24 protein-coding genes are annotated in these 21,980 nt (G+C 63.7%); 20 read left to right on the plus strand and 4 right to left on the minus strand.

Features of this window, described 5'->3' with window-relative positions; genetic code table 11:
• Positions 1–24: 24 nt before the first annotated feature.
• From IT775_RS02635 to IT775_RS02670, 8 genes are all read left to right on the plus strand, one after another.
• On the plus strand, positions 25–762 hold the full coding sequence (locus IT775_RS02635; protein WP_246525267.1) for a hypothetical protein: 738 nt from the start codon (positions 25–27) through the stop codon (positions 760–762).
• Positions 763–817: 55 nt separating this feature from the next.
• The gene (locus tag IT775_RS02640) at positions 818–1,360 is read left to right on the plus strand and encodes a DUF3833 domain-containing protein (RefSeq protein WP_212699530.1); all 543 of its coding nucleotides are present in this window, start codon (positions 818–820) and stop codon (positions 1,358–1,360) included.
• A 350-nt stretch (positions 1,361–1,710) separates the two neighbouring features.
• Positions 1,711–2,088, plus strand: coding sequence for a ribosome silencing factor (gene rsfS, locus IT775_RS02645; protein WP_246525299.1), 378 nt, complete (start codon positions 1,711–1,713; stop codon positions 2,086–2,088).
• Positions 2,088–2,558: a 23S rRNA (pseudouridine(1915)-N(3))-methyltransferase RlmH gene (rlmH, locus tag IT775_RS02650; protein ID WP_212699531.1), complete on the plus strand. Its 471-nt coding sequence runs from the start codon at positions 2,088–2,090 to the stop codon at positions 2,556–2,558. The genes rsfS and rlmH overlap by 1 nt, the downstream gene beginning before the upstream one ends.
• A 59-nt stretch (positions 2,559–2,617) precedes the next feature.
• On the plus strand, positions 2,618–4,135 hold the full coding sequence (gene gpmI / locus IT775_RS02655) for a 2,3-bisphosphoglycerate-independent phosphoglycerate mutase (protein WP_212699532.1): 1,518 nt from the start codon (positions 2,618–2,620) through the stop codon (positions 4,133–4,135).
• Positions 4,132–5,265 carry a murein hydrolase activator EnvC family protein gene (locus IT775_RS02660; RefSeq protein WP_212699533.1) on the plus strand — a complete coding sequence of 378 codons (1,134 nt, stop codon included), beginning with the start codon at positions 4,132–4,134 and terminating at the stop codon, positions 5,263–5,265. Before gpmI ends, IT775_RS02660 begins: the two co-directional genes overlap by 4 nt.
• A gap of 3 nt (positions 5,266–5,268) precedes the next feature.
• A complete protein-coding gene (locus tag IT775_RS02665) occupies positions 5,269–6,600 on the plus strand; it encodes a S41 family peptidase (RefSeq protein ID WP_212699534.1) in 1,332 nt (443 codons plus the stop codon).
• A 76-nt stretch (positions 6,601–6,676) separates the two neighbouring features.
• On the plus strand, positions 6,677–7,159 hold the full coding sequence (locus IT775_RS02670) for an RNA pyrophosphohydrolase (RefSeq protein ID WP_212699535.1): 483 nt from the start codon (positions 6,677–6,679) through the stop codon (positions 7,157–7,159).
• A 112-nt stretch (positions 7,160–7,271) separates the two neighbouring features.
• On the opposite strand, the gene IT775_RS02675 is transcribed toward IT775_RS02670, so the two are convergent.
• Positions 7,272–8,267, minus strand: coding sequence for an asparaginase (locus tag IT775_RS02675; protein WP_212699536.1), 996 nt, complete (start codon positions 8,265–8,267; stop codon positions 7,272–7,274).
• 178 nt (positions 8,268–8,445) lie between these two features.
• On the opposite strand from IT775_RS02675, the gene IT775_RS02680 reads away from it, so the two are divergent.
• The 3 genes from IT775_RS02680 (at position 8,446) to IT775_RS02690 (ending at position 10,619) form a co-directional block, all read left to right on the plus strand.
• On the plus strand, positions 8,446–8,973 hold the full coding sequence (locus IT775_RS02680) for an invasion associated locus B family protein (protein WP_212699537.1): 528 nt from the start codon (positions 8,446–8,448) through the stop codon (positions 8,971–8,973).
• Positions 8,974–9,096: 123 nt separating this feature from the next.
• On the plus strand, positions 9,097–10,287 hold the full coding sequence (rlmN, locus tag IT775_RS02685; RefSeq protein ID WP_212699538.1) for a dual-specificity RNA methyltransferase RlmN: 1,191 nt from the start codon (positions 9,097–9,099) through the stop codon (positions 10,285–10,287).
• A 116-nt stretch (positions 10,288–10,403) separates the two neighbouring features.
• Entirely contained in the window at positions 10,404–10,619 is a 216-nt protein-coding gene (locus IT775_RS02690) for a hypothetical protein (RefSeq protein ID WP_212699539.1), read from the plus strand.
• Positions 10,620–10,622: 3 nt separating this feature from the next.
• Here the strand turns inward: IT775_RS02690 and IT775_RS02695 are convergent, their stop codons facing one another.
• Complete coding sequence (locus tag IT775_RS02695; RefSeq protein WP_212699540.1) at positions 10,623–11,468, minus strand: LOG family protein; 846 nt, start codon at positions 11,466–11,468, stop codon at positions 10,623–10,625.
• A gap of 156 nt (positions 11,469–11,624) precedes the next feature.
• Here IT775_RS02695 and IT775_RS02700 point away from each other — a divergent pair, with 156 nt between their 5' ends.
• The 6 genes from IT775_RS02700 (at position 11,625) to IT775_RS02725 (ending at position 16,713) form a co-directional block, all read left to right on the plus strand.
• Positions 11,625–12,248, plus strand: a complete 624-nt coding sequence (locus IT775_RS02700; protein WP_212699541.1) for a GntR family transcriptional regulator — start codon at positions 11,625–11,627, stop codon at positions 12,246–12,248.
• 116 nt (positions 12,249–12,364) lie between these two features.
• Positions 12,365–12,949 carry a biotin transporter BioY gene (locus IT775_RS02705; protein WP_212699542.1) on the plus strand — a complete coding sequence of 195 codons (585 nt, stop codon included), beginning with the start codon at positions 12,365–12,367 and terminating at the stop codon, positions 12,947–12,949.
• A complete protein-coding gene (bioB, locus tag IT775_RS02710; protein WP_212699543.1) occupies positions 12,942–13,907 on the plus strand; it encodes a biotin synthase BioB in 966 nt (321 codons plus the stop codon). The genes IT775_RS02705 and bioB overlap by 8 nt, the downstream gene beginning before the upstream one ends.
• Before the next feature lie 100 nt (positions 13,908–14,007).
• Positions 14,008–14,835 (plus strand): 2,3,4,5-tetrahydropyridine-2,6-dicarboxylate N-succinyltransferase, encoded by an 828-nt coding sequence (gene dapD, locus IT775_RS02715; RefSeq protein WP_212699544.1) that lies wholly within the window; start codon positions 14,008–14,010, stop codon positions 14,833–14,835.
• A 195-nt stretch (positions 14,836–15,030) separates the two neighbouring features.
• Positions 15,031–16,293, plus strand: a complete 1,263-nt coding sequence (locus IT775_RS02720; RefSeq protein WP_212699545.1) for a SulP family inorganic anion transporter — start codon at positions 15,031–15,033, stop codon at positions 16,291–16,293.
• 78 nt (positions 16,294–16,371) lie between these two features.
• Positions 16,372–16,713: a hypothetical protein gene (locus IT775_RS02725; RefSeq protein ID WP_212699546.1), complete on the plus strand. Its 342-nt coding sequence runs from the start codon at positions 16,372–16,374 to the stop codon at positions 16,711–16,713.
• A gap of 10 nt (positions 16,714–16,723) precedes the next feature.
• On the opposite strand, the gene IT775_RS02730 is transcribed toward IT775_RS02725, so the two are convergent.
• Together IT775_RS02730 and IT775_RS02735 are read right to left on the minus strand one after the other, a co-directional pair.
• Positions 16,724–17,818, minus strand: coding sequence for a Hint domain-containing protein (locus IT775_RS02730; RefSeq protein ID WP_212699547.1), 1,095 nt, complete (start codon positions 17,816–17,818; stop codon positions 16,724–16,726).
• Positions 17,819–19,513, minus strand: a complete 1,695-nt coding sequence (locus tag IT775_RS02735) for a Hint domain-containing protein (protein ID WP_212699548.1) — start codon at positions 19,511–19,513, stop codon at positions 17,819–17,821.
• A 289-nt stretch (positions 19,514–19,802) separates the two neighbouring features.
• Here IT775_RS02735 and dapE point away from each other — a divergent pair, with 289 nt between their 5' ends.
• From dapE to IT775_RS02750, 3 genes are read left to right on the plus strand one after another with little or no spacing between them, the layout of a single operon-like run.
• Complete coding sequence (gene dapE, locus IT775_RS02740; protein ID WP_212699549.1) at positions 19,803–20,963, plus strand: succinyl-diaminopimelate desuccinylase; 1,161 nt, start codon at positions 19,803–19,805, stop codon at positions 20,961–20,963.
• Positions 20,960–21,382, plus strand: coding sequence for a GNAT family N-acetyltransferase (locus IT775_RS02745; RefSeq protein WP_212699550.1), 423 nt, complete (start codon positions 20,960–20,962; stop codon positions 21,380–21,382). Before dapE ends, IT775_RS02745 begins: the two co-directional genes overlap by 4 nt.
• Entirely contained in the window at positions 21,379–21,966 is a 588-nt protein-coding gene (locus IT775_RS02750; protein ID WP_212699551.1) for a TIGR04282 family arsenosugar biosynthesis glycosyltransferase, read from the plus strand. Before IT775_RS02745 ends, IT775_RS02750 begins: the two co-directional genes overlap by 4 nt.
• Positions 21,967–21,980: the final 14 nt, after the last annotated feature.

Raw genomic sequence — 21,980 nt, forward strand, 5'->3', positions numbered from 1 at the left:
GGCTGAGGACAAGGAACGCCTGACATGATGCAACGGAAATCACCCATTCTCGCGGCTGCGGTTGCGCTGGCTTCAATCGCGTTTGCCCTCTCTCCGCTCCTCACCCGGGATTTCGCGGGCTACAGGCCCGAGCAGTTTCCCGTATTCTTGGATTTCTGGCCGGTTCAGCCGGCAGGCTGGGCCTTCGGCATCTGGGGCGTGATCTACATCTGGCTGATCCTCGGGGCGCTCTGGGGTCTTTTGAATGCGCCACATGATCCGCAGTGGCAAAACATGCGCGGCCCGCTGCTGGTGAGCCTCGGCATCGGCACCTTCTGGATTGCCGCGGCCAATACTTCGCCCATTCTGGCAACAGTCGTGATATTCGCAATGGCAGCCCTTGCGATCGCCGCAATGCTGCGCGCCGGGTCCGACACGCCGGTTTGGCAGGCCCGCCCGGTGGCGCTGTATGCCGGTTGGCTGACGGCGGCGACAGGGGTCGGCACCGGTGTGGTTCTTGGCGGATATGGCGTGCTAACCGCTCAGTCCGCTGCATTGACAATGCTCGCCGCCGTGTTGGTCGCCGCGATGATCGTGCAGTCCTTTCGCCCGGCAGAATGGGCCTATCCGCTTGCCGTCATGTGGGCTCTTGCCGGGGTGATCGCGGCAAACCTGCCTGCGGGAAACTGGGCCGTGATCGGGCTGTCCGCGATCGGCATCCTGGCGCTCGCACTGGGCTACCTGCTGCGCAGGCGACCAAGGCCGGCGCGCCTGACCGAATAGCGCCGCGGGACCGCCAACAGGTCCGATCCGGCAATGATCCGAACCGTGAAACGAGATGAAAAGGAACAGGAACAGGAACAAAGCCTTTGCTTTCTTGGTCATCACCGCGCTGACAGCCTGTTCCGGCCCCCCGGATCTGGGGGACAAACCCCTTTCAGATCGTACACTCAACCTTGAGGAATTCTTTGAGGGCAAATCGGTGGCCCACGGTCAGTTCCAGGATGTGTTCGGCAACGTCCAACGCCGGTTCGATGTCCAGATCGCCGGCACTTGGGATGGCCGCATTCTGAAACTGGTCGAAGATTTCACGTATGATGATGGCGAAACCGAGCAGCGCATCTGGACCCTTGAAAAAACCGGTAAAGACACTTGGAAGGGCACCGCGCCCGGTGTGATTGGCAAAGCCACCGGTCAGGAGAACGGCGACACGTTCAACTGGACCTATCGTATCGACCTGCCGGTGCGCAAAGGTACGATGCGCGTCGATTTCGATGATTGGATGTGGCTACTGGCCGACGACCGGTTGTTGAACCGAGCCTATGTTTCGCGGTTTGGCATCCGCATCGGAGAGGCGATAGTCGTCTTTGAAAAGAAATGAAGCGCTGAATGCGCGAATTGCACGCGAAGGGGGCCTGTCCCTCCTGCACGAGCCTTACCGTTTGAGGAGCGCAGCGAACGGGTCTCAACAGACCATGCACCCTCCGAAGGCGAAGTCCCGCCACGCAAACCACAGGCCACCCCCCGGACAAAACTGCGCGACCGGCACCGACGCACCGTTTTTCAGGCCTGGCAACGCTTTGCCGGTCCGGTTAGCCCTTGAACCCGACATTGAGATTTTCCATATGAAATGGTATTCTGGAAAGGTCCGGCGCCGGGACTGTTTGCGGCGTGTGAAGCAAGGAGGACAATGTCCTGTCTCTTAACCATGATGCGGCACGTGCCGCTGAACTGGGGGATCCTGTGACCAAGGCCCCCGCAAGCGTGACAAGCGAGCAACTGCTTGCGCGTATCCTGAGCTCTCTCGAAGATGACAAGGCCGAAGACATCGTGCAGATCGACCTGCGCGGGAAGTCTTCGATCGGCGATTACATGGTCGTGTGTTCCGGCCGGTCGTCGCGCCAGGTGGCCGCCATCGCGGAAAAACTGGTCGACCGCCTGAAGCAGGAAATGGGTCACGCCAGCCGGATCGAGGGCAAGGATACCGGTGACTGGGTGCTGATCGATACCGGCGACGTGATCGTTCACATCTTCCGGCCCGAGGTGCGCGAGTTCTACCAGATCGAAAAGATGTGGCAGCCCGCCGGGGCGTCCCCCGCCCAGGCCTGATGCGGGTTCATATCTGCGCGGTGGGCCGGTTGCGGGCCGGCCCGGAACGCGCGCTGATCGACGATTACCTCACCCGGTTCGACCGCACCGGTCGCGGGTTGGGGCTGGGGCCTTTGACCATCCACGAAGTCGAAGACAAGAAGGGCGGCGGCATGGCTGCCGAAGCCGCCCTTCTGGAACGCGCGATCCCCAAAGGCGCGGTGATCTGCACCATGGACGAACGCGGCAAGCTGATGTCTTCGCCCGATTTCGCGAACAAGCTGGCGAACTGGCGCGATGCCGGGCGGGGCGATCTGGCCTTCGTCATCGGTGGCGCGGACGGGATCGACCCCGCGCTGCGCGCCAAGGCGGATTTTTCGCTGTCCTTCGGCAAGATGGTGTGGCCGCACATGCTGGCGCGGGTGATGCTGAGCGAACAGCTCTACCGCGCGGCCTCGATCCTGGGCGGAAGCCCGTACCATCGGGTCTGAACGCTTGCCCCTTGCGGGCAGGGCCCTTAGATAGCGTGTAACTTCACGAAGGGCCGATCATGACACATCCCAAACCCGTTGTTCTGTGCATTCTCGATGGCTGGGGGCTTCGCGCCGAAACGGCAGCCAACGCTCCGGCGCTGGCCGAGACACCGGTTTTCGACAAGATCATGGCGGAATGCCCGCATAGCCAGCTGATCACCCACGGCCCCGATGTCGGCCTGCCCACCGGGCAGATGGGCAATTCCGAGGTCGGTCACACCAATATCGGCGCCGGCCGCGTGGTGGCGATGGACCTGGGCCAGATCGACCTGGCGATCGAAGACGGCAGTTTCTTTTCCAACGAAGCGCTGCAGGGTTTCATCGCCAAGCTGAAGGCGACCGGCGGCACCGCGCATCTGATGGGGCTGGTATCGGATGGCGGGGTGCACGGGCACCTCAACCACATCATCGCCGCAATCAGGGCGATCACCGACGCCGGCGTTCCGGTTGTGCTGCACGCGGTCACCGACGGGCGCGACGTGGCGCCGAAATCGGCCTTTACCTATTTCGGGGAACTGGAAGCGGCATTGCCCGAAGGGGCCAGGATCGGCACCGTCACCGGGCGCTATTTCGCCATGGACCGCGACAACCGCTGGGAACGCGTGTCGGAAGCCTACAACGCGATGATCAAGGCCGAGGGCGGTCGTTCGGCCAATGCCCACGCTGCAGTCGACACCGCCTATCAGCGCGAAGAAAGCGACGAATTCATCACCGCCACCGTGATCGGCGATTACGCGGGCGCCAGGGATGGCGACGGGGTCTTCTGCCTGAACTTCCGCGCAGACCGGGCGCGGGAAATCCTGCGCGCCGTCGGGGAACCGGGGTTCAGCGAATTTGACACCGGCACCCGGCCCGGCTGGGCCGCGCTGCTGGGGATGGTGGAATATTCCGAAGGCCATAACGCCTACATGGACACCGTGTTCCCGGCCCGCGACATCGTCAACACGCTGGGCGCCTGGGTCGCCAAGCGGGGCAAACGGCAGTTCCGGTTGGCCGAGACGGAGAAATACCCCCATGTCACTTTCTTCCTGAACGGCGGCAAGGAAGAACCCGAACAGGGCGAAGACCGCTACATGGCGCCCTCGCCCAAGGTGGCGACCTACGACCTGCAGCCGGAAATGTCCGCCGGTGAGGTGACCGAACATTTCGTTGGGGCGATCGAGGACGGCTATGACCTGATCGTGACTAATTACGCCAATCCCGACATGGTAGGCCATACCGGCGACCTGAACGCCGCGATCAAGGCCTGCGAAGCGGTGGACCAAGGGCTGGGCCAGGTGATCGCGGCGCTGGAAAAGGCGGGCGGCGCGATGATCGTCACCGCCGATCACGGCAATTGCGAACAGATGTATGATCCCGAAACCGGCGGGCCGCATACCGCCCACACGATCAACCCGGTGCCGGTGATCCTGGTCGGCGGGCCGGAGGGTGCCAAGCTGCGCGAGGGCCGTCTGTCCGATCTGGCCCCCACCCTGCTGGAACTGATGGGCCTGCCGCAGCCGCCCGAAATGACCGGGAAAAGCCTGCTGGAATGATCCGCGCCTGTCTCACCGCCCTCTGCCTTGCCAGCGCTCTGCCCGCCTGGGCAGAACCCGACCCGGCTGCGCTGGCCGAAGCGGCGGCGGAACGGCTCGACTCGGCCGCGGCCGCGCTGTCGAAGGCCGACAGCGCCCGCGACCGGGTCAAGGCGCTGTCCGAAACGCTGCGCGCCTACGAAGACGGACTTGAAGCGATGCGCGAAGGGCTGCGGCGGGTGTCGCTGCGCGAGGCGCAGCTGGCCAACGAACTGCAAGCCCGTGAGGCCGAAATCGCCCAACTGCTTGGCGCGCTGCAATCGATGTCGGCCACGCCGGCGCCGGTCCTGATGCTGCACCCGGACGGCCCTGCCGATACCGCGCGTTCCGGTATGCTGTTGACCGATGTCACCCCGGCCCTGACCGACAAGGCGAACCTTTTGCGCAGACAGCTGGAAGAGGTTTCGACGCTGAGGGGGCTGCAACAGAACGCGGTGGCGACGCTGGAAAAGGGGCTCGACGGGGTGCAGCAGGCCCGCACCCAGTTGAGCCAGGCGATGGCCGACCGCACTGACCTGCCACGCCGCTTCACCGAAGATCCGGTGAAAACCGCGATCCTAATCGCCTCGACCGAAACGCTGACGGGCTTTGCCAGCGGGCTGACGGAAATCGCCGAAAACGAAGCCCCCGGAAGCCTGCCCGATATCGCCCACCGCAAGGGCCAGCTGCAACTGCCGGCGCAGGGGGTCATCCTGCGCCGCGCGGGCGAGGCCGACGCCACCGGCATCACCCGGCCCGGCCTCATCCTGGCCACCCGGCCACGCGCTCTGGTCACCACACCGACAGCCGCGACGATCCGCTACCAGGGGCCGCTGCTTGATTACGGCAATGTGATGATCCTTGAACCCCGGGCCGGACTGTTGTTCGTTTTCGCCGGTCTCGATGTGGTTTATGGAAAAACCGGGCAGGTGCTGCCCTCGGGGAGCCCGATCGGCCTGATGGGAGGGCAGGATGCCGAAATCGGCGCCATTCTGTCCCAGGCGGACAAGGGGGCTGGTGCCGAGGCGACAGAAACGCTCTATATAGAGATCAGAGAAGACAACGTACCGGTCGATCCGGAAACGTGGTTCAAAACCGGGAAGGATAACTGAGCGATGAAGAAATTCGTCATGGCCGCGCTTGGCGGCACTCTGGCCGGGTTCATTGCCACCACGCAGGTGGCGGGGCCGCTGCTGGCGCAGGAAGCCGCGAAACAGACGAATGTCTACGAACAGCTTGACCTGTTCGGCGATATCTTCGAACGCATCCGTGCCCAGTATGTCGAAGAGGTGGACGAGGAAAAGCTGATCGAGGCGGCGATCAACGGCATGTTGACCTCGCTCGATCCGCATTCCAGCTACCTGTCGCCCGACGATGCCGCAGACATGCGGGTCCAGACCCGCGGCCAGTTCGGCGGCCTTGGAATCGAGGTCACCCAGGAAGAGGGCTTCGTCAAGGTGGTGTCGCCGATCGACGGCACCCCGGCAGCCGAGGCCGGGATCGAAGCCGGCGATTTCATCACCCATGTCGATGGCGAAAGCCTGCTGGGGCTGGGGCTCGACGATGCGGTGGACCTGATGCGCGGCCCGGTCGGCAGCGAAATCATCATCACCGTGGTGCGCGAAGGCGAAGCGGAACCGTTCGATGTCTCGATCATCCGCGACACCATCAAGCTGCAGGCGGTCCGCACCCGCACCGAAGGCAACACCGTGGTGCTGCGCATCACCACCTTCAACGACCAAACCTATCCGGGCCTCGAAGAGGGGCTGAAAAAGGCGGTCGAGGATCTGGGCGGCATGGATAACGTGAACGGCTTCGTTGTCGACCTGCGCAACAACCCGGGCGGATTGCTGACCCAGGCGATCCAGGTTTCCGATGCCTTCCTGGAAAGCGGCGAAATCGTTTCGACCCGCGGCCGCAACCCGGCCGAAGGCGACCGCTACAACGCCACGCCGGGCGATCTGGCGATGGGCAAACCCGTCGTCGTGCTGATCAATGGCGGTTCGGCCTCGGCCTCGGAAATCGTTTCCGGCGCGCTTCAGGATCATCACCGTGCCATCGTGGTCGGCACCAAGAGCTTCGGCAAGGGGTCGGTGCAGACGGTGATGCCGCTGCGCGGCGACGGCGCGATGCGGCTGACCACGGCGCGCTACTACACGCCGTCGGGCCGGTCGATCCAGAACCTGGGCGTGTCGCCCGATATCGTTGTGGAGCAACCCCGCCGCGCCGCCGAGACCGAAGAGGACGACACCACCCGCCGCACCCGTTCCGAAGCGGACCTGCGCGGCAGCCTGTCCAACGACAGCCTGAGCGAGGACGAGATCAAACAGATCGAGGACGAACGCGCCAAGGCCGAAGAGGCCGCCAAGCTGCGCGAGGAAGATTATCAGCTCGCCTATGCGGTCGACCTGCTCAAGGGCCTGTCGAAGATCTCCGATCAGGACTGATCCTCGCTCCACCATCGCAACCCCGCCCCCGCGCCATCGGTGCGGGGGCGCAATCATCCCGGGATCCAGAACGCCGATGACACCCGAAACCATCGCCAAACTGCCTTATCGCCGCTGCGTCGGCGTGATGCTGGTGAACTCCGACGGCCAGGTCTTCGTCGGGCAGCGCATCGACACGCCCGGCCCGGCCTGGCAGATGCCCCAGGGCGGCATCGACGAGGGTGAAACCCCGCGTCAGGCGGCGCTGCGCGAACTGTGGGAAGAAACCGGCCTCCCCGCCGATCTGGTGCGGATCGAAGCGGAAACCGAAGGCTGGCTGCCCTACGACCTGCCGCACGATCTGGTGCCCCGCATCTGGCATGGCCAGTATCGCGGCCAGGAACAGAAATGGTTCCTGGCCCGGTTTCAGGGCCGCGACAGTGACGTGAACATCGAAACCGACCACCCGGAATTTTCCCGCTGGCGCTGGCTGTCGCCAGACCACCTGGTCGAAAACATCGTGCCGTTCAAGCGCACCGTCTACACCGAATTGCTGAACGCGTTCCGCGAAGCGCTCTAGGCCTTTCATGACCCAAGGACATTCGCCGAAGGCGCAAAGGCACCACCCCGGCCGCGCGGCGCGGACCTGACACCATTGGCGGCGCGCCCGCACGTGCGCCGGCCAGTTCGGATCAGCAGAAACCGGCGGCGCGCCGGATGACCCCGGTTTCGATCCCACGCCAATTGCGGATCGGCGCATTCATCCGCTTCAGGGTCGCCGGATGGTTCGCGTCCAACAGGCCCAGCTTCACCAGAATCGCGGCAATCGCGCATTCCGCACCTCGCGTCGATCCGTCTGTGATCTTGAGCGCCACCCCCAGCTTGCGTTCCGGGATGATGGCAATGAAAAAGGCCTCCGCCCCGGTTTTCAGCGCCACGCGCCCCTGCGCCGCACGCATCAACTCGGTACAGGCGCGGCCCTCCCCCGCCACCAGTTCGGGGTAGGCCACCATCGCCCGGCGCAACCGCACCGCCGCCTCGGCGCGTACACCCGGCCTTTCTTCGGCAGCAGCGAAATACGCCATCGCGCGGGCCATGCCCTGCAGCGACACGGCGAAATTGGGTGCCGAACACCCGTCGACCACATGTCCCGGGCTTTCTTCGCCGCAGACATCCTCGAACGCCTCAAGGCAGGCTTGCTGCACGGGATGGCTGATCTCTACATATTCGGACCCGGCGCCCAGGTGCCTGTTCAGGGTCAGGAACCCGGCATGCTTGCCCGAGCAATTGTTGTGAATCTGGCAGGGTTCCTTCCCCGAACAGATCAGCGCATTGCGCATCTCGATGTCGCGCGGTTCCTGCGCGCCACAGCGGAAATCGTCCTCGGTCCGTCCGATATGGTCGAGCCAGCCCTGCACCCGTTCGGTATGGATCGCGGCACCATTGTGCGACGCGCAAGCCAGCGCCAGATGCTCATCCCACAACCGGTACGCATCCGCGGCCCCGCTTTCGACCAGCGGCAGCGCCTGGATCATCTTCGAAGAGGACCGCGGCAGCACAACCGCCTGCGGATCGCCCCAGGCTTCGACGATCTGGCCGCTGTCGTCACAAATCACCGCGTGCCCATGATGGACGCTTTCCAAGAAATCGCCACGCCAGATTTCCGCCATCGGGACCGGGTTTGCCATGCTTTTCCTCGTTTCCAAATCTGTGCGATTTTCCGCCAATTCCCCTTTCACGGGTGGCGGCTTTCGCGCTAATATATCATTGTCGAGCGCGAAATGCCCTTTCGCCCCAAGACGCCACACCAAGGCGCGCGAAAAGGCAAGCAGGAATTGAGGCAAAGACAGCTGGAGGCTGGATCGGATGATTTCACGTTTTGTAAGCGGCATTGCCGGGGCCGCGATGGTGCTGGTCGCCACGGGTGCGTGGGCACAGCAGACGAGCGATAATCAGGTTGCCGCCAAGACGGACTGGAGCGTTTTCGAAGAAAACGACCCGCGCGAATGCTGGGCGGTGTCGTCGCCGAAGGAAACCGTGAACACCAAGGATGGCCGCGTGGTCGCGGTGCGCCGCAGCGACATCCTGCTGATGGCGTTCTACCGCCCCGGCGCCGGCGCCAACGGACAGGTCACCTTTACCGGCGGCTATCCCTTCGCCAAGGGATCCAGCGTCAACCTGACCATCGATGAGAGCAGTTACGACCTGTTCACCGAAGGCGAATGGGCGTGGCCCGCCTCGCCGTCGGACGACGCAAAGATCATCACCGCGATGAAGCGCGGCAAATCGGCGGTGCTGACCGCCCGGTCGTCGCGCGGCACCCAGACGAAGGACACGTTTTCGCTGCTGGGTTTCACCGCCGCGGTTGAAGAGGCCGAGAAACGCTGCAAGTAAGGCAAAGCTGCGCGGCAGGACAAGGCGGCCTTTCGGGGCCGTTTTTTTATGTCGCACTTATCTTTTGGCTTTGCCGTTCGAATCCTATATGAAGCGCATTCATCCCAAAAAGGACCGCGCAAAATGTCGGCTGACGCCCCGATCACCCAGGATGTAATGACGATCCCCCGGAAACTGCCCGAGGGGCCGGTCAACCTTGTCGGGCTGACCCGCGACAAGCTGCGCGAGGCGCTGCTGGCGATCGGCACTCCGGAAAAACAGGCCAAGATGCGGGTGAACCAGATCTGGCAGTGGATTTATCAGTGGGGTGTGCGCGATTTCGCCGAAATGACCAACCTGGCCAAGGCCTACCGCGCCCAGCTGGCCGAACATTTCGTCATCGAAGTCCCCGAAATGGTGTCGAAACAGGTCAGCGCCGATGGCACCCGCAAGTACCTTGTGCGCATCGCCGGCGGTCACGAAGTCGAGGTGGTCTATATCCCCGAAACCGATCGCGGTACGCTGTGCGTGTCCAGCCAGGTCGGCTGCACCCTGACCTGTTCCTTCTGCCATACCGGCACCCAGAAGCTGGTCCGCAACCTGACCGCCGGTGAAATCGTCGGCCAGATCATGATGGCGCGCGACGATCTGGGCGAATGGCCCGAACCGGGCGTCGGCACCGGCGAGGCGGGCCCGCGGCTTTTGTCCAACATCGTGCTGATGGGCATGGGCGAACCGCTGTACAATTTCGACAACGTGCGCGACGCGATGAAGATCGCGATGGATGGCGAAGGCATTTCGCTGTCGCGCCGCCGCATCACGCTGTCGACCTCGGGCGTGGTGCCCGAGATCGCCAAATGCGCCGAGGAAATCGGCTGCCTGCTGGCCGTGTCGTTCCACGCCACCACCGACGAGGTGCGCGACAAACTGGTGCCGATCAACAAGCGCTGGAACATCGAAGCGCTGCTCGACGCGCTGCGCGCCTATCCGAAACTGTCCAACAGCGAACGCATCACCTTTGAATACGTGATGCTGAAGGATGTGAACGACAGCGACGAAGACGCCCGCCGCCTAGTCAAGCTGATCAAGGGCATCCCGGCCAAGATCAATCTGATCCCGTTCAACGAATGGCCCGGGTCGCCCTATCAGCGGTCCGACTGGGACCGGATCGAAAAATTCGCCGACATCATCTACAAGGCCGGCTATGCCAGCCCGATCCGCACCCCGCGCGGCGAAGATATCATGGCGGCCTGTGGCCAGCTGAAATCAGCGACCGAACGAGCCCGGAAATCCCGCGCCCAGATCGCTGCGGAAACGGGAATTTCGCAACAATAAGGCGACCCGGGCGGCGATTGTTTTCCAATTTCACACAATCGCCCTTTTCCGGCGCATTTTCAGCCGCAGTCGGACGGCATCAATCTTCCAGCACTTTTCAACGCAGGAAGATTGTCATGTTTATCGACGAAGCGAATAGCCCAACCGATCAGAATGCCGAATTGCTGGCCCTGATCCGATCCGAACGGGAAAAATCCCTTTCGGTCCGTGAATGGAAACACCGGTTGATCGGCTATGGCTATGCCATCCGGAACACCGACCATTGCGACGTGGTTTCCAGGTTCGGATCGCGGGAAGAACTCTGTGACGTTCCGGCCGAATTGCTGCACTGACGCTCAGCGCCCGGGCATGAAATCGCGCTTGGTTCCGGCCCATCGCCAATCGTTGATGACATCGACTGCTTCCTGCGCCGTTTCAACGAAGCGGAACAGGTCCAGGTCATCGGGCGAAATCGTCCCGGCGTCCTTCAGCGCTTCCCAGTTTACGATCCGGCGCCAGAAGGATTCGCCGAACAACAGGAACGGCACCCGTTCCATCCGGCCGGTCTGAATCAGCGTCAGGCTTTCGAACAGTTCATCCAACGTGCCGAATCCGCCGGGGAAAATGCAAACGGCCTTTGCGCGCATCAGGAAATGCATCTTGCGAATGGCGAAGTAGTGGAAATTGAAACACAGGTCCGGCGTGACGTATTCGTTCGGCGCCTGTTCATGCGGCAGGACCACGTTCAACCCGATGGATATCCCCCCCGCCTCTGCCGCGCCCTTGTTGCCCGCCTCCATCACGCCCGGGCCGCCGCCGGTGCAGATAACGTAGTCATGCTTGCCGTTACCCAGCCCCTTCAGCGTCATCAGCCGGGAAAATTCACGCGCCTCCTCGTAGTACTTGCTGAGCTCGGCAAGGGTTTCGGTCTTCGCCGTATCCTTCTTGTCGGGGCTGGGGATGCGCGCGCCGCCGAACAGGACAACGGTACTTTCCACCCCGTATTCGTCCAGCAGCATCTGCGGCTTCAGCAATTCCAGCTGCAACCGCACCGGGCGAAGTTCGTCGCGGCACAGAAAATCGTCGTCGTTGAATGCCAGCCGGTAGGACGGTGCCCGCGTCTGCGGTGTATCCGGCACCCCGCGCGAGGTTTCGATATCGCTGGGGGCATCGCGGAATACGCTGCGACGATCGTCTTTCATTGTGCGATCCTCCTTACTGGAACCATTTGAGCAACACCTAGCGCGGAACCGCCGGGGAAACCAGCGAAGCCGTGCCCAGATCCCGCGTCAGGGATGCTGATTGTCAGCGCCAATTATTCGCTTGTGAATGATCTTTCCCAAAATTATAGATAATCCATGCCAAACACGACCGCCATCACCGCCGACCGCATCTATGATCGCCTGTCCCAACGCATCATCCGGGGCGAACTGCCCCCGGGGGAAAAGCTGCGGCAGGATCATATCGCGCGTGAATTCGACACCAGCCACGTGCCGGTGCGCGAAGCGCTGCTAAAGCTGCAGGCCCATGGCCTGGCGGTCAGCGAACCCCGGCGCGGCATGCGGGTGACCGCGCTGGACCCGGCCGAGCTGCGCGAGATCACCGAAATGCGTGTGGCACTGGAAGACCTGGCCCTGCACCATGCCTGTTTCCAGATGACCAACGCCGATTTCGCCAAGGCTGACGCCGCGCGCAAAGCCTGCGACGCGGCCGAGGACCTGCCAACGTGGGAAGCCCGAAACCGCGCCTTTCACCGTGCAATCCTCGCCCCTTGCGGCATGCCGCGGCTGATGGCCACGATCGACGACCTACACATCGCCAGCGCGCGGCATCTTTTGGCGAGCTGGCAAAGTGGATGGCAGCAGCGCGAAGACAAGGAACACGCTGCAATTCTCATGCTGATGAGGCGCCGCGATGTCGAAGGTGCAGCCGACCTGTTGCGCCGCCACCTGCGCCGCGCAGACCGGATTTCACGCCGCTAATCCCCTGATCGGGCACGGAATTCCGCCCCTCTCAAATTCCGCCTTGAAAAATTATCTATGAATGCAATTATACGCCGGATAACGGACGTGAAATTATCTATAAAGAGGGATGAGAGATGAATTCCACGCAAAACACCCAATCCGCCGCTTCTGGCGCTTCACTGACCGGGAAGGCGCTGCGCGTTCTGGCCGGTGTCGCGCTGCTGACCGCGAGCGCCAAGATCCAGGTGCCGTTCTGGCCGGTGCCGATGACGCTGCAGGTGGCGGCGATGATGTTCCTCGCGGCGGGGTTCGGCCTGCGCCTGGGTACCGCGACCATGCTGGCCTATCTCGCCGCTGGAGCCGCGGGCCTGCCGGTTTTCGCCGGCACGCCGGAAAAGGGCATCGGACTTGCCTACATGCTGGGCGGCACCGGCGGTTACCTGGCCGGATTCCTGGCCGCGACCGCAATCGTGGGCTTCGCAGCCGACCGGCTGCCGAAACTGGCCACCCTGCCCGCCATGCTGCTGGGCCTGGGGGCGATCTATGCTCTGGGGCTGGCATGGCTGGCGCAATTCGTACCGGCCGACAAGCTGCTGACCTACGGCTTCACCCCGTTCATCGCGGGCGATCTGGTCAAGGTGGCGCTGGCCGCAATGTTGATCATGGGCGCGCCCAAGGTGCTGATGGCCAAGCTGCGCGGAACCGGTTCGGATGCTTGACCTGACCCAGGACATACGGTCCGACTGGACCGTGGACGAGGTGGAGGCGCTTTTGCGCCTCCCCTTGCTTGAACTTGTGGGGCGGGCCAGCGAAATCCATCGCCGCCATCACGACCCCGAGGACATCCAGAAAGCCAGCCTGCTGAGCATCAAAACCGGCGGCTGCCCCGAAGATTGCGCCTATTGCCCGCAATCGGCACATCACAAAGAGGTCGAACTGGACCGCGAAAAACTGATGAATCCCGGGCATGTCGTATCGCTGGCCAAGCGCGCGCAACAGGCGGGTGCCGAACGGTTCTGCATGGGCGCGGCCTGGCGCCAGGTCCGCGACGGCGAAGAATTCGACAACGTGCTGGACATGGTCCGGGGCGTGCGCAAATTGGGGATGGAGGCCTGCGTCACGCTGGGCATGCTGAAACCGCACCAGGCCCAGGCGCTGGCCGATGCGGGGCTGACCGCCTACAATCACAACCTCGACACCAGCCCGGAATTCTACGGCGAAATCATCGGCACCCGGACCTACCGGGACCGCTTGGAAACGCTGTCTTATTGCCGCGATGCAGGGATCGACCTGTGCTGCGGCGGGATCATCGGCATGGGCGAAAGCTGGCGCGACCGCGCCTCGATGCTGCAGGTTCTGGCGGGTTTCGATCCGCATCCCGAAAGCGTGCCGATCAACGCGCTGATCGCGATTCCCGGCACGCCGCTGGAAGGGCGCGACAAGGTGCAGGCCTTCGACCTGCTGCGCATGGTCGCCACAGCACGGATCACCATGCCGAAAACCCGTGTCCGGCTGTCCGCCGGACGATCGGATTTTTCCGCGGCCGAACAGGCGCTATGCTTCCTTGCCGGGGCGAATTCGGTGTTTTACGGCGATGTTCTGCTGACCGCGCCCAATGCGGGCACCGGCGACGACCGCGACATGTTTGCCGCCCTGGGCGCGCTGCCAGAGGCCTGATCGCGCCGCTCTACGCTCAAGGCGCGTCGGTTTGCGCCTTGAGCCGCGCGGCCAAATCGTTCAAAGACGATGCAACCCATTTCCGAAGGAGACCGCGATCATGTCGAACGCCCAACTGGAACAAGCGATCGAAGCCGCGTGGGACGCACGCGACACCATCACCCCGGCCACCACCGGCGAAACCCGTGAGGCCATCGAAGATACGCTGAACGCGCTGGACAGCGGATCGCTGCGCGTCGCTGAAAAACAGGAAAACGGCGACTGGCACGTGAACCAGTGGGCCAAGAAAGCGGTCCTGCTGGGCTTCCGGCTGAAGGACATGGAAATCCAGGACGGCGGCCCGCAGGGTTCCGGCTGGTGGGACAAGGTCGACAGCAAGTTCAAGGGCTGGGGCGAGAACCAGTGGAAGTCCGCGGGCTTCCGCGCGGTGCCGAACTGCGTCGTGCGCAAATCGGCCTTCATCGCACCCGGCGTCGTCCTGATGCCGTCCTTCGTCAACCTCGGCGCCTACGTGGATGAAGGCACCATGGTCGACACCTGGGCCACGGTGGGCAGCTGCGCCCAGATCGGCAAGGGCGTGCACCTCAGCGGCGGCGTCGGCATCGGCGGCGTTCTGGAACCGATGCAGGCCGGTCCGACCATCATCGAGGACGACTGCTTCATCGGCGCCCGGTCGGAAGTCGTCGAGGGCTGCATCGTGCGCGAAGGATCGGTCCTGGGCATGGGCGTGTTCATCGGCCAGTCGACCAAGATCGTCGACCGCGAAACCGGCGAAGTCATGTATGGCGAAGTGCCGCCCTATTCGGTGGTCGTCGCCGGGTCGATGCCGTCGAAGAACGGCATCAACCTCTACTGCGCGGTGATCGTGAAGCGGGTCGACGAAAAGACCCGGTCGAAAACCGGCATCAACGAATTGCTGCGCGACTGATCGCAGCCAAATCACGGAATTCGGAAAGGGCGGCCTGCGGGGCCGCCCTTTGCATTTGCAGCATTCCCCTTGACATTTCGCAGCGCGGAAGAAATTTCTAGATATGCGACCCGAGGCCCTTTGCCCGGCGCAACCTGTCCGAAGGCCGCGTTTCATTCCTTACCGCCGTGCACCGCGGCAGATCGCGACATTCCGATGAAACCCAAACTGCTCACCACACTGCAGACCTATAACCGTTCCCTGTTCCTGTCCGACCTCTTCGCCGGGATCAGCGTTGCCATGGTGGCCCTGCCGCTGAGCATCGCCATCGCCATCGCGTCCGGCGCGGGGCCGGAAAAGGGGCTGATCACCGCCATCGTCGCGGGGTTCCTGATTTCGGCCCTGGGCGGCAGCCGGGTGCAGATCGGCGGCCCGACCGGTGCCTTCATCGTGGTGGTCTTCGGCGTGATCGCCGAACACGGCTATGACGGGTTGGTGCTGGCCACATTCATGGCCGGAATCATCCTGCTGATCGCCGGGTTACTGCGACTGGGCAACCTGATTCGCCATGTACCGGAACCGGTGATCGACGGCTTCACCATCGGCATCGCCGTCATCATCGCCACCAGCCAGCTCAAGGACCTGCTGGGCATGCCGCTGCATAAGGTACCCGCCGATTTCATCGCCAAGCTGGAAACTCTGTGGGCGGCGCGCGACGGTCTGAGCTTTGCCGCGCTGCTGATCGGGCTGGCGACGATGGCGCTGATCGTGACGCTGCGCCGGTTGGCGCCGCGCTTCCCGGGGCTGATCCTGGCGGTGGCGGCGACCTCGGCCATCGTGGCGCTGTCCCAGTTGCCGGTCGACACGATCTTCAGCCGCTACGGCGCACTGCCCAACACGCTGCCCATTCCCGCCCTGCCCGATCTTTCCGCCGAGCGGATCGCCGAATTGCTGCCCTCGGCCTTCGTCATCGCCTTCCTTGCCGGGGTGGAGTCGCTGCTTTCCGCCATCGTCGCTGACCGGATGAGCGGCGGCAGGCACCGGCCCAATGCCGAAGTGCTGGCGCAGGGCTGGGCCAATATCGGGTCGTCGCTGTTCACCGGCATGCCCGCGACCGGCGCCATCGCCCGCACCGCCACCAATGTGAACGCGGGCGGCAAGACCCCGGTGGCCGGCCTGATCCATGCGCTGACCATCCTCGTGGTGATGATGCTGGCCGCGCCGCTTGCCGGTTACCTGGCGATGCCGGCGCTGGCCGGGCTGCTGTTGCTGACGGCGTGGAACATGAGCGAGCCGCATAAATGGCGCGGTTATTTCAGCATGCGGCGCTCCGATCAGTTGTTACTGGTGCTGACCCTGGTTCTGACCGTGCTGGCTGATCTGACCGTGGCGATCGGGGTGGGCGTTGCCCTGGGCCTGGCGCTGCGGCTGCGCCGCCGCGAGATCCAGCCGCCCGAATGGACACCGCCGGAACGCTGAGCCGCCAAAACGAAACACCGGCGCACGATTTGCCCGACCGGCCTTGATCGCAACCCCGGCGCGGCGTATTGGCGGGGCATGAGCGAGAAAAAGCAAAAGAAACCGTCCCGCCAGCAGGTCTACACCCTGCTGGTGCAGGTGGGCCGAAAAGACGGCGACGGATTGCCCGACGGGGCGACCGGGGCGGCGTTGATGGTCTATTCCAGCGGCGTGGACGAAGCCGAGGCAGTGCGCGAAACCGTCGCGATCCTGAAACAGGCCGACATGGCGCCGCTGGACGTGACCGGCTACGGCACGCTGGACGAACGGCTGGAACAGGGCCACGACATCAACGCCGAGGAACGCGAATTGATGGACCGGGCGCTGGCCGAAAACGCGGTGATCGTGGCGCAGATGACGCCGTTTTTCGAAGACGAATGAGAACCGCGCCTCACGCCGCGCGCAGATCGGCCAGCGTGTTCGCCTCGAAATGATCCAGCACCGGGAAGGCTGCCGCGGCATGTTCGGGCAGGCGCGACCGGTCGTAGCCGGCCAGAAGGCTGGCCCCGATCACGTCGCGCTTGCGTCGCAGCCGCCCCATGAACAGCGTTTCCAGCGGCGCACCGGCGGCAAGCACCGGTTCGTTGCCCGGCAACAGGAACTGGTAATAGCTCACCGTTTCCACCGCGTCATGGCGGATCGCCGACACGCCATTGACCAGATGCCCGGCGGGTACCAGCACGTTCTGCTTGCCGAACAGGTATTCCACCGCCGATCCGCCGATCCGCATCCGTTGCTTGGCGCCCACGACGATATCCTGCTGCAGCCCAAAATAGGGCGCGCGCAGGCGCACCGGGCTGAACGAACCGCGTGCGGGCACCGTACGCTTGATCACCGCCAACACCGGGTGGTTGCCGAGCCCCGGTGACCGGATCAGATCGCCGCGCCGGATCTGGCTGGCGGCGCGATACCCCTGAGCGGTCAGCACCGGAACTGACGCCGACAGGCCCGGCATCGGCCCGACCGGTTCGATTTCGGTGGAAATGGCAAAGAAGGACACGCCGCGATCCACCTGCCGCTGCAGCGGGTCCAGCGTCATCACCCGCAGGTCCGACAGCAGCAGCGGCTTGGGATCGGAAAGGTCCTGCACGAAAACCTGTCCCGAGGCGATCCGCTCCACCGCCAACCGCCCCCAACGTGCCGGGGCGTCCCAGGAATAGGTCACCCGCAAGGTTTCGGCCTGTGACACCGCGCCATGTTCCAGCACGGTGTGGAACACGTCCTTGCCCTGCGCCAGCACCAGAACGATCCCGCCCGAGGGCAATTCCTGCACCGACAGGCTGCTGACCCATGGGTGTTCGCGGTGATAACCGATCAATTTTCGGGGCCGCCCGTCGCCCGGCAGCTTGGTTTCGAACAGGATGCTGCCACTGACCAGCAGGCTGTTCGGGGTCAGGTCCTGCCGAACCCGGCCGCGGTTCCCAACACCGATACCGCTTAGGTCGAAGATCTGTCGGTTCTGGTCAGACAGCGCGATCCAGCTCATTCAGGCCACCTCGAGCCCCCGGCTGATCAGCCGGGCCTCGTAGCCGCGCAGGGTGCGCCGCGCCGCCGGACCGTAGCCTTCGCCGCTTTCGGGATCGAGCTCGGGGAACAATTCGCAGATCTCGGTCATGGTGTCGCGTTCGAAGCTGTTACACATCTGCGGCCCCGGCAGGAAACTTTCGGTTTCCAGCCCCTCGGACCAGATGATCTGATGCTCGTCGAACATGACGTGGACATAGGTCACGCTTTCGCTTTCGACCTGTTGCACCGAATGGCCGTTGACCAGTTCCCGGGCGGCGACCAGAACCTCGCGATCGCCGAACAGAAGCTCGCTCAGGCTGTCGCGCACCAACACGCGATGCAGCGGCGACACCCAGACTTCGCGGTGATTGCCGAAGGTGTTGCGGACGATCCGGACCGGGGCGTAATCGCCCCGCGCCGCAACCTCGCGCGACCCGACCCAACTGACCGGCTGGGCACCGTTATCCCGTGTCATCACCAAATCGCCCGGGCGCAACCGCTCCACCGGAACGCCGCCATCCGGTGTCCGGATGCAGGTACCCGCGACGAAACAGGGCACTTGGTTGATGGTGACGAAGGCACTGTCGGACACGCCGGTATCCGATTCCACCGTGTAGGAAAAAACTGCGCTTTCCTCGTCGCCATCGGCGATCACCGTGATGGTGCCGTCGGCGTTGACCTGCAATTCCTGTCCGCTCGACAGGGTCACCACCGATCCCGCCGTGACCGCCTGACCATTGATATGGGTCAGGGTCAGGCTGCTGCCCGCGGGCCCATCGTCATTCGCGGTCACATCGACGGCCTTGCTGCCGTCGGGGGCGATATCGACCACGTCGTCGGCGGCGATCAGCGTGGTCTGAATGCTGCCGCCCGCGATCAGAAGATTGGAATCGTAGGACGAATCCGACACGTCCGCGATGCCGATCCGGATCGAATTCACCTCGCCCGGGTTGACCGACATGGTCAGGGTCATGGTGGCGGTGAACCCGTCCATTTCCGTGTTGTATTCGTCGTTCAGGTTGGAAATGAACAGGCTTTGGTTGTTGCCGCCATTGATGTTGGCGGGATCGATATCGCCATCTCCGATTCCCAGTTGGACGAATTCGTCATTCACCCAGACACCGATGAAATCCTGGTACAGGCTTTCGGTAAATTCGGGATATTCCTCGGACGAGAAAACGAACTGGAACGTCATCGTGTCGCCGTCGGGGATGAATTCGACGTCCAGGAAGGAGGCGTCATAGGTATTGGTCCCGGCGGCCGCGTTGAAATCGGCGTTGTTGTTGACGCCGCTGGTATTGGTCGAGGTGTCGGCGGCCTGGTTGGTGTCGGTGCTGTTGCCGGCATTGCCCCAGTTGCCGCCATTGCCGTTGCCGTTATTTCCCCAGTTGCCGGAGTTGCCGTTGCTGCCCCAGCCGTTCAAACCGTTCCAACCGCCCCATTGATTGCTGCTGCCATTGGTAAAATCCGTGGCATGACCGGTGGACAGGATGACCCCGGTATCGCCAGGAGTGACATCGGCCGCCACGCTATCGCCATCTGAATAGATGCCCGACGACTGGCTGTCGCCGGAATAGGTCGCGCTGACGACCGTGACGCCGTCGCCGAAGATTTCCTCCGCCATCTCGACAGCGGACGCACTGGTGTCGATCGTAAGTTCCTGCGCCGTTGGCATGCTCCGCCCCAATCCTCTTGCGGCAGCGCACATACACGGCAGCAAACCAGCGACGCCGGTTCGTTTCTCGAAATTCTGCTCTCCGGGCCTTTTGGCCTTCGGGTTTATGCGCCCTGCCTCGGGTCAATTTTCCGACGGTATATACCCTAAAGTATACCACGTTAAGTATTTGTTAATCGCCAATCCCCGCCCGAGCGGGACAGATGCAATCCGGTAACAGCCGCACCCCGGCCGATTGCGGTTTTCCAGATTTCGCGCTACCCCATATCGCCAAGCCAGGGAGCCCGCCATGACCCAGAAATTTCCTTCCCCCGTAAATCCCGCGGTACTGACCGCCGACCTGATCCGCTGCCCCTCGGTCACGCCGGAAGAAGGTGGCGCGCTGCAGCTGTTGCAGGCGCTGCTGGAAGACGCCGGCTTTACCTGCACGAGGGTCGATCGCGAAGGCATCCCGAATCTTTTCGCCCGCTGGGGCGACAAGGCACATGAGAAAAGTTTCGGCTTCAACGGCCATACCGACGTTGTGCCGGTGGGGGACGAAGCGGCCTGGACGGTGGGCCCGTTCAGCGCCACGGAAAAGGACGGCATGATCTGGGGCCGCGGCGCCACCGACATGAAATCGGGCGTTGCGGCCTTTGCCGCGGCGGCGGTTGATTTCGTCCGCGACACGCCGCCCGACGGCGCCGTCATCCTGACCATCACCGGGGACGAGGAAGGCGATGCGCTGGACGGCACCACCGCGTTGCTCGACTGGATGACGGAGCAGGGCGAAGCGATGTCCGCTTGCCTTGTCGGCGAACCCACCTGCCCCAGCGAAATGGGCGAGATGATGAAGATCGGTCGCCGCGGATCGATGACCGTCTGGTACACTTTCACCGGCGTTCAGGGCCATTCCGCCTATCCGCACCGGGCCAACAATCCGCTGCCCGCGATGGCGCGGCTGATGGACCGGCTGTCATCTCACGTGCTGGACGAAGGCACCGATCATTTCGACCCCTCGACGCTGGCGGTGGTGACGATGGATACCGGCAACCCGGCCACCAACGTGATCCCCGCGCGCGCGACCGCGACGGTGAACATCCGCTTCAACGACGCCCATTCCAGCGACAGCCTGAGCGAATGGCTGCAGGGCGAAGCGAACCGGATCACCGAGGAATTCGGCGTCGAGGTGGACATGGAAATCAAGGTATCGGGAGAAAGCTTCCTGACCCCGCCGGGGCCACTTTCCGATCTGGTCGCCAAGTCGGTCGAGGCCGAAACCGGTGTGATCCCGGTTTTGTCGACCTCGGGCGGCACCTCGGATGCGCGTTTCGTCAAGGATCACTGCCCGGTGGTCGAATTCGGACTGGTGGGCAAGACCATGCACCAGGTCGATGAACGGGTGCCGGTCGAACAGATCCACCAGCTCAAGGCGATCTACAGCCGCATCTTGAAGGAATACTTCGGATGAACTGGGACATCTCGGAAAGCCAAGACCTGTCCGCCTGCCACGCATTGCGGCGCGAGGTGTTCATCGAGGAACAGGGGATTGCCGAACCAGATGAATGGGACGATCTGGACGGTCGGGCGCAGCACCTGCTGGCCACGGTCGGCGGTGTGCCGGTGGGCACGGCGCGGCTGCTGACTGACGGGAGCATCGGCAAGATCGGCCGCATCTGCGTGGTGAAATCGCAGCGCGGCACAGGGCTCGGCGCGGCGCTGGTGCGGGCGGGGATCGACCGGCTGTCAGCGATGCCGGGGATCGAAACGATCCGGCTCGGCGCGCAGCAACACGCGATCGGATTTTACGAAAAGCTGGGCTTCGCGGTCTGCGGCCCGGTCTATGACGATGCCGGCATTCCCCATCGCGACGTGGAGCGCCCGGCGTGAGGCCGCAACTGGTCGTCATGATCAAGGAACCGCGCCCGGGGCGGGTGAAAACCCGGCTGGGCCGCGATATCGGCATGATAGGAGCCGCCTGGTGGTTCCGCCATCAGACCGCCCGCCTGCTGCGCCGTCTGCAGGATCCGCGTTGGGATCTGGTGCTGGCCGTCGCACCTGATCACGAAGGCCTGTCCTCGCGCATCTGGCCCGCGCATCTGGAACGGATGCCGCAGGGCGCGGGCGATCTGGGCGACCGAATGGCGCGGGTGTTCCGTTCGCGCCCGCCGGGCCCCGTCTGCATCATCGGCGCCGACATTCCCGGCATCACATCGGCCCATATAGCCCGCGCCTTCCGCGCCCTTGGCGATCACGACGCGGTGTTCGGCCCAGCGCCGGACGGCGGCTACTGGCTGGTCGGGCTGAAACGTGTTGCGCCACCACCCGCCACCTTGTTCCGCGATGTGCGCTGGTCCAGCGAATACGCCTTGGCCGACACCATCGCGACCCTGCCCGGAATGCGCATCGCGCGGATCGACACGCTGCGCGACGTGGACCGTGCCGCCGACCTGGACGCCGCTCGTCTGCCCTGACGGGCTGCCTCGCC

This window comes from Thalassovita aquimarina (genome assembly GCF_018219815.1).
In the GTDB taxonomy this organism is placed as follows: domain Bacteria; phylum Pseudomonadota; class Alphaproteobacteria; order Rhodobacterales; family Rhodobacteraceae; genus Thalassobius; species Thalassobius aquimarinus.